Here is a 13,312-nt window from a genome sequence, read left to right on the forward strand (position 1 = left end):
GGTCCAGTTCTCTGGAACCGCCGTTTTTGGGGGCTTCTGGACTTTAACGGCTGCTTATTTCATGCCAAATTCTGGTTTGTGGGCCCAGCGCCATCAGCGGGCATTTGCGCTACACTGCCGCGCTTGTACCGATAGACGATTTTGAAGGGAAAACATGACGTTCAAGGCGCCGGATAGTCTTGCCGAGCAAATCGCTCACCACCTCGCCGAACGTATCATTCGCGGCGACCTCAAGCCTGGGGAGCGGATCCAGGAGCAGAAGGTCACACTGGCGCTCAATGTCAGCCGTGGCTCCGTGCGCGAAGCCTTGCTGATCCTTGAGCGCCGGCACTTGATCGCGATCCTGCCGCGCCGTGGCGCCCACGTTACCGAGCTGACTGCCCACAAGGTGCAGAGCCTGTGCACGCTGATGGGCGAGCTGTACATCCTGCTGGGCAACGCCGTCGCCGCAGGCTGGCAGACCCAGGCCGACATGGCGCCGTTCGTGCAGATCCAGCAGCGCCTGATCGCCAGCTTCGAACGCCAGGACATCCGCGCCTTCGTCGAAGAAAGCTTCAACGTGATGCGCGCCGCCTATCCGTTCGCCAACAATCCGTATTTGCAGGAAACCGTCGAGAACCTGCAGCCGGCGATGAACCGCGCCTATTACCTGGCGCTGGATCAACGCAAGGCGTCCATGAGCGAGTACCTGGTGCTGTTTGAGCAATTGCTCGCCGCCGTGCTGGCCCGTGACCTGCCGCAGATTCGCCAGGTGCTCTCGGCTTACGGCGAGCGCAGCTGCTCGCTGGTCATCGCTGCGTTGGCGGACGCCTAAGCGTGCGGCTCAAGTGCATCAAACTGGCGGGGTTCAAATCCTTCGTCGACCCGACCACGGTGAACTTCCCCAGTAACATGGCGGCAGTGGTGGGGCCCAATGGCTGCGGCAAGTCGAACATCATCGACGCCGTACGCTGGGTGATGGGCGAGAGCTCCGCGAAAAACCTGCGTGGCGAGTCGATGACCGACGTCATCTTCAACGGCTCCACCAGCCGCAAGCCGGTGAGCCAGGCCAGCATCGAACTGGTATTTGATAACTCCGACGGTACCCTGGTGGGCGAGTACGCGGCCTACGCGGAAATTTCCATCCGTCGTAAAGTCACCCGCGACAGCCAGAACAGCTACTTCCTCAACGGCACCAAGTGCCGCCGCCGGGACATTACCGACATTTTCCTCGGCACCGGCCTGGGCCCGCGCAGCTACTCGATCATCGAACAGGGCATGATCTCCAAGCTGATCGAAGCCAAGCCGGAAGACCTGCGTAACTTTATCGAAGAAGCGGCCGGTATCTCCAAGTACAAGGAGCGCCGTCGCGAGACTGAAAACCGCATCCGCCGTACCCATGAAAACCTCGCCCGCCTGACCGACCTGCGTGAAGAGCTGGAGCGCCAGTTGGAGCGCCTGCACCGCCAGGCCCAGGCCGCCGAGAAGTATCAGGAATACAAGGGCGAAGAGCGCCAGCTCAAGGCGCAACTGTCGGCCCTGCGCTGGCAGGCACTGAACGATCAAGTGGGCCAGCGCGAAGCGATCATCGGCACCCAGGAAATCAGCTTTGAGGCCCTGGTGGCCGAGCAACGCAATGCCGACGCCAGTATCGAGCGCCTGCGGGACGGTCACCATGACCTGTCCGAGCGCTTCAATCTGGTGCAGGGGCGTTTCTATTCGGTGGGCGGCGATATCGCCCGGGTCGAACAGAGTATCCAGCACGGTCAACAACGTTTGCGCCAATTGCAGGATGACCTCAAAGAAGCCGAACGCGCACGCCTGGAAACCGAATCCCACCTGGGCCACGACCGCACCTTGCTGCTGACCCTTGGGGAAGAGCTGGACATGCTCACCCCCGAGCAGGAAGTCACCAGCGCTGCCGCTGAAGAAGCCGCTGCGGCCCTGGAGGAGTCCGAAACCACCATGCACGGCTGGCAGGAGCAGTGGGACACTTTCAACCTGCAATCCGCCGAGCCCCGCCGCCAGGCTGAGGTGCAGCAGTCGCGCATCCAGCAACTGGAAACCAGCATGGAGCGCCTGGCCGAGCGTCAGCGGCGTTTGGTGGAAGAGCGTGTGCTGCTCGCCGCCGACCCGGAAGACGCGGCGATCCTGGAGTTGAGCGAGAAGCTGGCCGAAAGCGAAATGACGCTGGAAGAGCTGGAAGCCAGCGAAGAACAACAAGTGGAGCGCCTGGAGCAATTGCGTCAGCAACTGCAGCAGGCGACCCAGGCACAGCAGCAGGCCCAGGGCGATTTGCAGCGGCTCAACGGCCGGCTGGCCTCCCTGGAAGCCTTGCAGCAAGCGGCGCTCGACCCGGGCACCGGCACGGCGGAATGGCTGCGCGATCAACACCTGGCCGAGCGCCCGCGCCTGGCCGAAGGCTTGAAGGTTGAAGCCGGTTGGGAGCTGGCGGTGGAAACCGTGCTCGGCGCCGACCTGCAAGCGGTGCTGGTGGATGATTTTGGCGGCTTCGACCTGGCGGGGTTTGCCCAGGGTGATCTGCGCTTGCTCAGCCCGGCGGCGGACGGCACCCGTGTGCCGGGCAGCCTGCTGGACAAGGTCGAGGCGGCGATTGATCTGTCGCCCTGGCTGGGCCAGGTCAAACCGGTGGACAGCCTTGAGCAGGCCCTGGCCCAGCGCGGCCAATTGGCGGCGGGGCAAAGCCTGATCAGCCGCGACGGCTTTTGGGTTGGCCGGCACTTCCTGCGGGTGCGTCGCGCCAGCGAAGCGGAAAGCGGTGTTCTGGCCCGTGGCCAGGAAATCGTCAACCTGACCGCCGAGCGCGAAGAGCGCGAAGCGACGCTTGAGTCCCTGGAAAACCAGCTGCAAACCCTGCGCGCCACCCAGCGCCAGCAAGAGACTGGCCGCGAACACCTGCGCCGCCTGTTGCAGGACGAAGCGCGCCAGCAAGGCGAATTGAAAGCCCAGCTCTCGGCGAGCAAGGCCAAGGTCGAGCAACTGACCCTGCGCCGTACTCGTCTCGACGAAGAAGTGGCCGAGATGGGCGAGCAACGCGCCCTTGAACACGAACAAGTCGGCGAAGCGCGCCTGCAATTGCAGGAAGCCCTCGACAGCATGGCCCTGGACACCGAGCAGCGCGAGTTGCTGCTGGCCCAGCGCGACAGCCTGCGCGAGCGCCTCGACCGGGTGCGCCAGGAAGCCCGCCAGCACAAGGACCACGCCCATCAATTGGCCGTGCGCCTCGGTTCCCTGCGTGCGCAACACGACTCCACGCGCCAGGCCCTTGAGCGTCTCGAGATGCAGTCCGAACGCCTGACCGAAAAGCGCGAGCAACTGAGCCTCAACCTGGAGGAGGGCGAAGCCCCGCTGGAAGAGCTGCGCCTGAAGCTCGAAGAGTTGCTCGACAAGCGCATGACTGTCGACGAAGAACTCAAGACTGCACAAATCGCCCTGGAAGACGCCGACCGCGAACTGCGCGACGCCGAAAAACGCCGGACCCAGGCCGAGCAGCAGTCGCAACTGATCCGTGGCCAACTCGAACAGCAGCGCATGGAATGGCAAGCCCTGACCGTGCGCCGCAAAACCCTGCAAGACCAGTTGCTGGAAGACGGCTACGACCTGCACGGCGTGCTCAATACGCTGACCGCCGAGGCCAACGAGAAAGAGGCCGAAGAAGAACTTGAACGGATTGCCGCGCGCATTCAACGCCTCGGCGCAATCAACCTCGCCGCCATCGACGAGTACCAGCAGCAGTCCGAACGCAAACGTTATCTGGATGCGCAGAACGCTGACCTTGTCGAAGCCCTGGACACCCTGGAAAACGTGATCCGCAAGATCGACAAGGAAACCCGTAATCGCTTCAAAGATACCTTTGATCAGATTAATGGCGGTTTACAGGCGTTATTCCCGAAAGTTTTCGGTGGTGGCAGCGCTTACTTGGAACTGACGGGCGAAGATCTACTCGATACAGGGGTAACGATCATGGCGCGGCCTCCGGGCAAGAAGAACAGCACCATCCATTTGTTGTCCGGTGGCGAGAAGGCACTGACGGCATTGGCCCTGGTATTTGCGATCTTCAAGTTGAACCCGGCGCCGTTCTGCATGCTCGACGAAGTTGACGCCCCGCTGGATGACGCTAACGTTGGACGGTATGCCCGACTGGTTAAAGAGATGTCCCAGACGGTGCAGTTCATCTATATCACCCACAACAAGATCGCCATGGAAATGGCCGATCAGTTGATGGGCGTGACGATGCACGAGCCGGGCTGTTCGCGGTTGGTGGCGGTGGATGTCGAAGAGGCGATGGCGCTGGTGGAATCCTGAGTCGCACTCGAAGGAGGATTTTCAGCAGGACGTAAGGTGATTTACCGGTCTGGGAAAAGTGGCAAATGGACATATTTGTTCAAGGCATTTTGACAGACGGTGTAAAGTTATCTTTGGTCGTGCTAGTTTAATGTCAAATTTTCGTATGCGTGGGCAAAACGTCATTCAGAACATAGAGTTGGCGCCACGTTTTAAAGCGGTTTGCACGGTGCTAAACCCCTTATTTTTCAGCATTTTTTATTAGAGGCACGGGATTACATGGAAATCGGTCTGCGCGAGTGGCTGATCGTCATCGGCATTATTGTCATTGCCGGTATTCTTTTTGATGGCTGGCGCCGGATGCGCGGCGGCAAGGGCAAGTTGAAATTCCGCCTGGACCGCAACCTGTCCAATTTGCCGGACGACGACGGCAGCGCAGAGCTGCTGGGGCCTCCGCGTGTCCTGGATAACCATAAAGAGCCGCAACTGGACGAGCACGACCTGCCGTCGATGAGCGCACCGGTGCGTGAAGCCCGCGAGCCCAAGCGCGGCAAGCGTGCTGCGGCCAGCGAACCCGCTCAGGGCGACCTGAACCTGGACCTGGACGAAGGCCCGAGTTTCAGCAGCCGTGACGATGACTTCCCGGATGAAGCACCGACCAAGAGCGCCCATAAAGAATCCGTCAAGGACCAACCGGCTGCCGAAGAGGTGCTGGTGATCAGCGTGATCTGCCGTGACGCCGCCGGCTTCAAGGGCCCGGCCTTGCTGCAGAATATTCTGGAAAGCGGCCTGCGTTTTGGCGAGATGGATATTTTCCACCGCCACGAAAGCATGGCCGGCAACGGTGAAGTCCTGTTCTCCATGGCCAACGCGGTCAAGCCGGGCATCTTTGATCTGGACGACATCGACCATTTCAGCACCCCGGCGGTGAGTTTCTTCCTCGGTCTGCCAGGCCCGCGTCACCCGAAACAAGCGTTCGACGTGATGGTGGCCGCCGCCCGCAAGCTGTCCCAGGAACTCAACGGCGAACTCAAGGACGATCAACGCAGCGTCCTGACCGCCCAGACCATCGAGCATTACCGTCAGCGCATCGTCGAGTTCGAGCGTCGCGCCCTGACACAGAAGCGCTGAGGTTCAAGCTTAAGCGTTGCCTGTAGAATCCATGCACTAACATATTGAGCAGCTTCGGCTGCTCTTTTGCTTTATGAGAGAACACCCATGACCGCCGCCCACACCCGCATCCTCGAACTGCGCGCTGAACTGGATCAGCACAACTACCGTTACCACGTCCTCGACGAACCGAGCATCCCGGACGCCGAGTACGACCGGTTGTTCCACGAGCTCAAGGCCCTGGAAGCCGAGCACCCGGACCTGGTCACCCGTGATTCACCGACGCAGCGGGTCGGCAGTGCGGCATTGTCTGCATTCACTCAGGTGCGTCACGAAATCCCGATGCTCAGCCTGGGCAACGCCTTCGATGAAAGCACCATGCTGGAGTTCGATCGCCGGGTGACCGAAGGCCTGGACCTGCCGGCAGGCGACCTGTTTGGCGGTGGCGCGGCAGTGGAATACAGCTGCGAGCCGAAGCTCGATGGTCTGGCGGTCAGCCTGCTGTATCAGGACGGTGAACTGGTGCGTGGCGCCACGCGCGGCGATGGCACCACCGGTGAAGACATCAGCGTCAACGTGCGCACCGTGCGCAATATTCCCCTCAAGCTGCAGGGCAGCGGCTGGCCAGCGACCCTGGAAGTGCGCGGCGAAGTGTTCATGTCCAAGGCCGGTTTCGAACGGCTGAACGCCACGCAACTGGAAGTCGGCGGCAAGACTTTCGCCAACCCGCGCAATGCGGCGGCGGGCAGCCTGCGCCAGCTGGATTCGAAGATCACCGCCAGCCGTCCGCTGGAATTCTGCTGCTACGGCGTGACCACGGATATCAGTGACACCCACATCGGCAATCTGCAACAGCTGAAGCAGTGGGGCATGCCCATCAGTCATGAGCTGAAGCTGGCCAAGGGGATTCAGGATTGCCTCGACTACTACCGCGATATCGGTGAGCGCCGGAATGCCTTGCCGTATGAAATCGACGGTGTGGTGTTCAAGGTCAACAGCATTGCCTACCAACGGGAACTGGGCTTCCGTGCCCGCGAACCACGCTGGGCAATCGCTCACAAATTCCCGGCCATGGAAGAGCTGACCGAACTGCTGGACGTTGAATTCCAGGTCGGCCGCACCGGCGCGGTAACGCCGGTGGCGCGCTTGAAACCGGTCAAGGTCGCCGGTGTAACCGTGTCCAACGCAACCCTGCACAACATGGACGAAGTGGCGCGCCTGGGCTTGATGATCGGCGACACAGTGATCATCCGCCGTGCCGGTGATGTGATCCCCCAGGTGGTGTCGGTGGTCACCGAGCGTCGCCCGGAAAACGCCCGCGCGGTGCAGATCCCCGAGAGCTGCCCGGTGTGCGGTTCCCACGTGGAGCGCACGCAACTGGTCAAGCGCAGCAAGGGCAAGGAAACCGTCAGCGAAGGCGCGGTGTATCGCTGCGTCGGGCGCCTGGCCTGCGGTGCGCAGCTCAAGCAGGCGATCATCCATTTCGTGTCGCGCCGCGCCATGGACATTGATGGCCTGGGCGACAAGACCATCGAGCAACTGGTGGACGAGAAGCTGATCGGCTCACCGGCAGACCTCTACAAGCTCAAGTACGAACAGATCATCGACCTGGAAGGCTTTGCCGACGTTTCCAGCAAGAAGCTGATCACCGCCATTGAAAACAGCAGGACGCCAACCCTCGCACGGTTTATCTACGCCCTCGGCATTCCCGATGTAGGCGAGGAGACCGCCAAGGTGCTGGCGCGCTCGCTGGCGTCCCTGGAGCGCGTGCAGCAGGCCTTGCCGGAAGTGCTGACGTACTTGCCGGACGTCGGCCTGGAAGTGGCCCACGAGATTCACAGCTTCTTTGAAGACAGCCATAACCAGGAAGTGATCGGGGCCTTGATCTCCAAGGAGGAGTGCGGCCTGGAGTTGCAGGAGCAGGGCGAGCTCAGCGCCGAATTCGCGGCCAGCACCACGCTGGGTGGCTTGCTCGACAAGCTGCACGTGCCGTCCGTAGGCCCGGGTGCGGCGCAGAAGCTGGCAGACAAGTTTGGCTCCCTGGAAGGCGTGATCAAGGCCGATTGGCTCGACATGCGCCAGGCGTTGCCGGAGAAGCAGGCCAAGGCCGTACGGGATTTCTTCGACATCGAAGAAAACACTAATCGTGCGCTGGCCATCGAGCAGCAGCTCAAGGACTTCGGCATGCACTGGCAGAGCGAGAAGAAGGTCGTCGAAGGCTTGCCCGAGGCCGGTCACACCTGGGTGCTCACCGGCTCCCTGGAGCTGATGAGCCGTGATGTCGCCAAGGAAAAACTCGAAAGCCTCGGCGCCAAGGTGGCGGGCTCGGTGTCGGCGAAAACCCATTGCGTGGTGGCCGGGCCGGGCGCCGGCTCGAAGCTGGCCAAGGCCAGTGAGTTGGGTTTGAAAGTGCTGGATGAAGAGGCGTTCGTGGCGTTCCTCGCCCAGCACGGCATAACCGTTGCCTGACGCCCATCCTGTAGGAGCCGGCTTGCCGGCGATGGCGTTTTCAAGATCGCCATCGCCGGCAAGCCGGCTCCTACAATTCGTGGGAACGATCATCGGCAGGAAATGATCTAGTCTTGGGCAGCCCTGGGAGAGATCGCCATGTACCGCTTCTTCGAACAACTCAGTTCGCGCATCGCCGCACCGTTCATGGCCGAAACCTCGCGCAACAGCAAGGTCTGGCAGTGCCGCTGTGGGCAGTCGCTGTTCTTTCGCAACAGCCAGTGCCTGGCCTGTTCGGCGCTGCTGGGTTACCAGTCGGAGCAGAGTCGGCTGACATCGTTGCAGCCTGGCCCATACGCCGACACGTGGCTGCTGGACGCCGACCCTGAAGCTGGCGCCTTTCGCCGCTGTGCCAACCTCGACAGCCCGGCTGCCTGCAACTGGCTGGTGCCTTCCGACAGCGGCCAGGCCTTGTGCGTGGCCTGCAGCCTGAACCGCACCATCCCCGACCTGTCGATTGCTGAAAACCCCGAGCGCTGGCGCAAGGTCGAAACCGCCAAGCGCCGTCTGGTCGCGCAACTGATCAGCCTGGGTTTGCAGGTCATCCCCAAGACCGTCGATGAAGACACCGGCCTGGCCTTCGATTTCGTCGGCATCGACCTGGAAGGCAACGCGCCCACCACCGGCCACGCCAATGGCCTGATCACCCTCGACATCAAGGAAGCCGACGACGCCCACCGCGAAAAAATCCGTGTGCAGATGCGCGAGCCTTACCGCACCTTGCTCGGGCATTTTCGCCATGAGGTCGGCCACTACTACTGGGACCGCCTGATCGCCAACAGCCACTGGCTGGAGCCATTCCGCACGTTGTTCGGTGACGAGCGCGCCAGCTACGCCGACGCCCTTGAGCAGCACTACCAGAACGGCCCGCGCCCGGACTGGCAGCAAACCTGCGTCAGCGCCTACGCCACCATGCACCCCTGGGAAGACTGGGCGGAAACCTGGGCGCATTACCTGCACATGATGGACGCCGTCGACACCGCGCTGGGCTTCGGCATGAGCGCCCGCGAAATGGACCTGGATTACCAGCCGTTTCCCGTCAGCACGCTGTATGACCCTGAACATCCCGGCGGCGCGGCGTTCCTGTCATTCGTCAATGCCTGGATCGAACTGGCCGGCATGCTCAACGAACTGTCCCGCAGCATGGGCCAGCCGGATTTCTATCCGTTCGTCCTGCCGCCGGCGGTGATTGCCAAGCTGCACTTCATTCACCTGGTGATCCAGCAAGAGGGCGGCAGGGCGGATGAGGTGCTCCAGGCCCAATAGGCAAGTGCTTGAAGCCCTTCATATTTTTAATCCCACGCGAACGGTTGTAACTTCCGATGAGATCGGTACAATGGCCCCGCTTGCCGAGAGGCGAGCGTCGTTATGGTGACCCCATCGGTCCCCCCGCAACGATTACCCGTGAACCTGGTCAGAGCCGGAAGGCAGCAGCCACAGCGGGAACATTGTGTGCCGGGGTGTGGCTGGTGGGGTTGCCTCCATAACGCCACCCCTCCTTGATTCAAAAAAATACGCTTATGAGACCCTTCGCTGACAATCGTCAAGTGCGAAGCGATTTCTGCTGTTCGTCCGTTGGCAAAGCGCTCACCCGCCGCAAAGCAATCGCTATCGAAAAAACACTGTGAGTGCCCTTTCACAACTTCAAGAATCCACTCTGGACAACCCAATTTCGCCTTGTTAGTTTGCGCCAGCGACATATTTCTAAATATGTCTACGGCACATGGATGATATTAAAGTGATGGCGCTTTATGGCTCATTCAGCCCAACTAACAAGGATGTCGGTAATGAAAAGCCTGCAAGGGTTGCCTACTCTCATCAGCGCTTCCGTCGGGGCGCCGGGCAAAGCCCGCAACTTGCCCGCCGACGTTCAGTGCGTCCAGTACTTGTTCAACTTGATCATTCCCAAGTTGGGTTTTCCCCTGGCCGAAAACGGCAAGTGCGACGGCCAACTGGTGCAGTGCATCAGCCAGTATCAGTTCCGCTACCTCAAGTACGCTCACCCGGATGGTGTTATCGACCCCACCGGGCGCACCTTCAATAGCCTGATCGAAGAGGCGGTGAAGGTGCCCGTCAAGTCGCACCCGACCCTGCGCATTCCGACTTTCCTGAATGTGTTTGGCAACACCAGTTCCGACATGGTCCAGGCGACCGTCAATAATTACCTGGACCGCATGCGGGCGATGATCGAGGCCGAGCGGCGCAACCGGCAGATGATGCTCCAGGCCACGTGCGATGGCGGGACGACGCTGACGGACACGGACTTCCAGAACGCCGCCACGCAGTTGGGTAACGGCATATCCGTCAATATCATCAAGGCCTTCGCCACGGTGGAGTCGGGCGGGCGCTCCGGCTTTGGGCCGGCCAAGTTGCCGGTGATTGCCTTTGAAGGGCACCACTTTCGCAAGTACACCCATCAGAAATACGATCAGACCCACCCGCTGTTGTCGTACCCCTACGTGAAGAAGGCCGGGCCCCAGTGGAAGGCCAATAACAAGGACCAGACCAAGGCCTGGGAAACCATGGCCACCGCTTTTGCGCTGGATCAGGAAGCGGCCTTGAAGTCGGCCTCCTGGGGCATGTTTCAGATAATGGGCTCCAACTTCACGGCATGCGGTTATAAAACGGTGTTTGAATTGGTGGTGGCGATGAAGATTAATGCCGGGCATCAACTAAAGGCCTTCCTCGGTTTTTGCAGTCAGAGCCCGGCACTGGTCAAGGCCATGAAGAACAAGGATTACGCCGCCATGGCGTTGAACTATAACGGCAAGGATTATGGCGACTATGACCAACGCATCAAAAAAGCCTACGAAGCACTTGAAGGGAAAAAATAGCATGCCGTTCAAACATTGCCTGTCCCGGTTGTGGGTTGCCTCTTTCGTGTGTGTGGTCGGAACGCCTGCATTTGCCGCCACGCTGCACTCGGGCAAGTACGAAGGGCTGATGCTGGCCGTGACGCCTGAGCATCAGGTGGAAGGTTTTTATTCTGAGGAGATGGGCGAGGGCGTGACCCGCACGTGCACGTTCTATTTGCAGGGCAAGGTCGATGGCGCGAAGGCGTCGGTGTCCACGTGGCTGGATGCGGCGTATCCGGGAACCGTCGCTGCGTCCTCGGACGGTGTGACGCTGACCGTGGAGAAGGGCCGCGAACACCCCGGCTGTATCAGCGTGTTGATGCCCGAAATTGCCACCGGCCTGGACCTGACCCAGACGGCTGCCAAAAAGTGGATTGGCCTAGTCACTGTCTCGGCCGACAAGGCCTTCCTGCAGAAAACCCCGGACGCCAAGGCCAATCATCGTGCCTACGTGGTCAAGGACGATGTGGTCGCGGTGCTGGCGTTCAAGGATGGCTGGGCCCAGGTGGAGTACATCAATGGCGAGGGCCGCTCTTCCAAAGGCTGGATCAGCCAGGACCAATACGCCAGGCTGGCCCCTGCGAAAAGCTGAAGTCGTTCTGTGAGCCGCGGTGTGCCAGGCACGCCGCGGCTTTTTTACGCCCGCGAATCAGGCCTTGTTGCGGTTGAACAGTTTGCGGATGACGGCGAACAGCGCCACGACGCCGACTACCAGGAATTTCTTCGCCGCCAGCAGGAAGATGCCGATCTTGGCGAACAGCCCGGCCTTGGCGGCGATCCCGCCGGCAACCAGTGCCGCGAGGCCGTAGGTCGCGAGTTTGTCGGTCTTCGGGTTGAAGTCGGTGTACAGGTTGCCATCGGTGAAGTTGGTAAAGGCCAGGACCTTGGGCAGTTCCTGCTTGATGGTGGCCAGGTCGGACATCCCGGCGACGGCGTTGAGTTCCAGCACGCCTTCACGGCCCAGCACGCGGATGCTGTAGTTGAGGGTGGTCTGCTTGGCGTCGTCGGCCTTCAGTTCGCGGGCCCAGTACATCTTGTGGGTGGTGTCGTCATAGTGCGGCGGCTCGGCCCAGCCCAGCAGGTGCAGGCCGGCGTAACCCTGTTTCTGGCGCGCCTTGTTGTCTTCGACGTCTTCTTCCTGCATTTGCTTGAGCAGTTCGGTGTAGTCGATTTTCGCGGCGTCTTCGTCCGAAATGTGCCCGTCGGCCTTGTAGCTGACGATCACGCCCCAGCCGCGCTCCGACAATGGGCTGACGGCTTTCGGCACGATCATGCCCAGGGTCTTGAAGCCCGGTGGGTTGCCCCAGCCATCGGTCAACAGGCGCTCGGTGTCTGCGGGGTCGAGGTAGTAGAACTCGTCGTTGAGCTTGAGAGTCGCAATGTCGCCGGGCAGGGTGACCGTGCCGGTCTTCTGCTTGAGAGAAGCCAGAAAGTGTTCGGCGGTTTCGGGAGCTTCGGCGGGGGCGGTGGCTTCAACAGGCGCCGGCTTGGGGGCGGCAAAAGCGGGTGCGACAGGCAGGCTCAGAGCGGCCGCCGCCAACACTAGGCGGAAGTAATTCATGGTAGTCCCTTACAATTTGAATTAATTTCGCGGCAGGATAACTGAAACATGTTGCAACGGGTTAGCCGAATGTTTCCCGCAGCAGCCCGGCAAAGGCGTCCCGCGCCAAGTGGCGCTGGGTGTCCTTGTGCCAGAACAGCAGGTTGTCCACCGCCGCCAATTCGTCAAAACGATAGGACGTCAATTGGTTGGCCTGCTCGTAGCGCGCCAGGATGCCTTCCGGCGCCAGTGCCACGCCAATCCCCGCGCTGACGCAGCCAATGATCGTGCCCCAACTGGCATAGCTGGCGATGGCCGGCTTGATGTCGTGGGGCTTGAGCCAGTTTTCCAGGGCGGCGCGGTACGGGCAGCCGGGCGGCCAGACCAGCAAGGTGCGGCCGGCCAGGTCCCGGGCATCCTCGATTGGTGCGCTGGAAGCGCTGGTGATCAGCACCAGGCGCTCGCTGTAGACCACGCTTTGTTCGAGCTTCGGGCGTTTGCCGCCGGCGGCCACCAGCGCGGCATCGATGCGGTGGTGTTGCAGGTCATCGAGTAGCTGAGCCCAGGCGCCGGTTACCAGTTCCAGCTCCACCTGTGGATAACGTCGATGGTATTCGGCCAACAACGGCGGCAACCGGCCACTGGCGCTGGACTCCACCGCGCCGATGCGCAGTTTGCCGCGGGGAATCGCGTTGCTGTCGACGGCGCGCTTGGACTCTTCCACTAACGCCAGGATGCGTTCGCAGTAGTCGAGAAACACTTCGCCGGCCGCACTGATCGCCAGCCCGCGCCCGGCACGAATGAACAGCGGGGTGCCCAACTCGCTTTCCAGCTGCTTGATGCGCGTGGTGATGTTGGACGGCACGCAGTGCAATTGCAGGGCGGCCTGGGCCACGCTGCCGGTTTGCGCCACGGCTTTCACCATTTTCAGTTGGGCCAGTTCCATCGCTCAGTTCCAGTGATTGCAGAAGTCAGAAACGGTTAATTGTCCTGCGTCTTGGCGGGGCCAAGACTG

9 protein-coding genes and 1 other RNA gene are annotated in these 13,312 nt (G+C 61.2%); 8 read left to right on the forward strand and 2 right to left on the reverse strand.

Annotated elements, in window-relative coordinates:
• Positions 1-154: 154 nt before the first annotated feature.
• The 8 genes from P3C29_RS00090 to P3C29_RS00125 all read left to right on the forward strand — a co-directional run bounded on the left by P3C29_RS00090 (position 155) and on the right by P3C29_RS00125 (position 11,349).
• Positions 155-814, forward strand: coding sequence for a GntR family transcriptional regulator (locus tag P3C29_RS00090; protein ID WP_010176400.1), 660 nt, complete (start codon positions 155-157; stop codon positions 812-814).
• 2 nt (positions 815-816) lie between these two features.
• Positions 817-4,305 carry a chromosome segregation protein SMC gene (smc, locus tag P3C29_RS00095; protein WP_201122193.1) on the forward strand — a complete coding sequence of 1,163 codons (3,489 nt, stop codon included), beginning with the start codon at positions 817-819 and terminating at the stop codon, positions 4,303-4,305.
• A gap of 258 nt (positions 4,306-4,563) precedes the next feature.
• On the forward strand, positions 4,564-5,415 hold the full coding sequence (gene zipA, locus P3C29_RS00100; RefSeq protein ID WP_010176398.1) for a cell division protein ZipA: 852 nt from the start codon (positions 4,564-4,566) through the stop codon (positions 5,413-5,415).
• Between the two features lie 87 nt (positions 5,416-5,502).
• Positions 5,503-7,863, forward strand: a complete 2,361-nt coding sequence (ligA, locus tag P3C29_RS00105) for an NAD-dependent DNA ligase LigA (RefSeq protein WP_275963653.1) — start codon at positions 5,503-5,505, stop codon at positions 7,861-7,863.
• A gap of 138 nt (positions 7,864-8,001) precedes the next feature.
• On the forward strand, positions 8,002-9,168 hold the full coding sequence (locus P3C29_RS00110) for a putative zinc-binding metallopeptidase (RefSeq protein WP_275963654.1): 1,167 nt from the start codon (positions 8,002-8,004) through the stop codon (positions 9,166-9,168).
• A 112-nt stretch (positions 9,169-9,280) separates the two neighbouring features.
• Positions 9,281-9,377: signal recognition particle sRNA small type (gene ffs / locus P3C29_RS00115), an RNA gene on the forward strand.
• Between the two features lie 312 nt (positions 9,378-9,689).
• Positions 9,690-10,736, forward strand: a complete 1,047-nt coding sequence (locus P3C29_RS00120) for an N-acetylmuramidase family protein (RefSeq protein ID WP_275963655.1) — start codon at positions 9,690-9,692, stop codon at positions 10,734-10,736.
• Position 10,737: 1 nt separating this feature from the next.
• Positions 10,738-11,349, forward strand: a complete 612-nt coding sequence (locus P3C29_RS00125; protein ID WP_242487025.1) for a hypothetical protein — start codon at positions 10,738-10,740, stop codon at positions 11,347-11,349.
• A 57-nt stretch (positions 11,350-11,406) separates the two neighbouring features.
• Here P3C29_RS00125 and P3C29_RS00130 read toward each other — a convergent pair whose 3' ends face one another.
• A complete protein-coding gene (locus tag P3C29_RS00130; protein ID WP_201122200.1) occupies positions 11,407-12,318 on the reverse strand; it encodes a DUF2167 domain-containing protein in 912 nt (303 codons plus the stop codon).
• 61 nt (positions 12,319-12,379) lie between these two features.
• Positions 12,380-13,243, reverse strand: a complete 864-nt coding sequence (locus P3C29_RS00135; RefSeq protein WP_003219067.1) for a LysR substrate-binding domain-containing protein — start codon at positions 13,241-13,243, stop codon at positions 12,380-12,382.
• Positions 13,244-13,312 lie beyond the last annotated feature (69 nt).

The organism is Pseudomonas sp. 1912-s (genome assembly GCF_029269205.1).
Classification (GTDB): Bacteria; Pseudomonadota; Gammaproteobacteria; order Pseudomonadales; family Pseudomonadaceae; genus Aquipseudomonas.

What these genes read in the sequence shown, in the direction of transcription:
- P3C29_RS00090 (WP_010176400.1), top strand. Translation starts at nt 155, where the DNA reads ATGACGTTCAAGGCGCCGGATAGTCTTGCCGAGCAAATCGCTCACCAC.
- P3C29_RS00130 (WP_201122200.1), bottom strand. Translation starts at nt 12,318, where the DNA reads ATGAATTACTTCCGCCTAGTGTTGGCGGCGGCCGCTCTGAGCCTGCCT.
- P3C29_RS00135 (WP_003219067.1), bottom strand. Translation starts at nt 13,243, where the DNA reads ATGGAACTGGCCCAACTGAAAATGGTGAAAGCCGTGGCGCAAACCGGC.
- P3C29_RS00125 (WP_242487025.1), top strand. Translation starts at nt 10,738, where the DNA reads ATGCCGTTCAAACATTGCCTGTCCCGGTTGTGGGTTGCCTCTTTCGTG.
- ligA (WP_275963653.1), top strand. Translation starts at nt 5,503, where the DNA reads ATGACCGCCGCCCACACCCGCATCCTCGAACTGCGCGCTGAACTGGAT.
- P3C29_RS00110 (WP_275963654.1), top strand. Translation starts at nt 8,002, where the DNA reads ATGTACCGCTTCTTCGAACAACTCAGTTCGCGCATCGCCGCACCGTTC.
- zipA (WP_010176398.1), top strand. Translation starts at nt 4,564, where the DNA reads ATGGAAATCGGTCTGCGCGAGTGGCTGATCGTCATCGGCATTATTGTC.
- P3C29_RS00120 (WP_275963655.1), top strand. Translation starts at nt 9,690, where the DNA reads ATGAAAAGCCTGCAAGGGTTGCCTACTCTCATCAGCGCTTCCGTCGGG.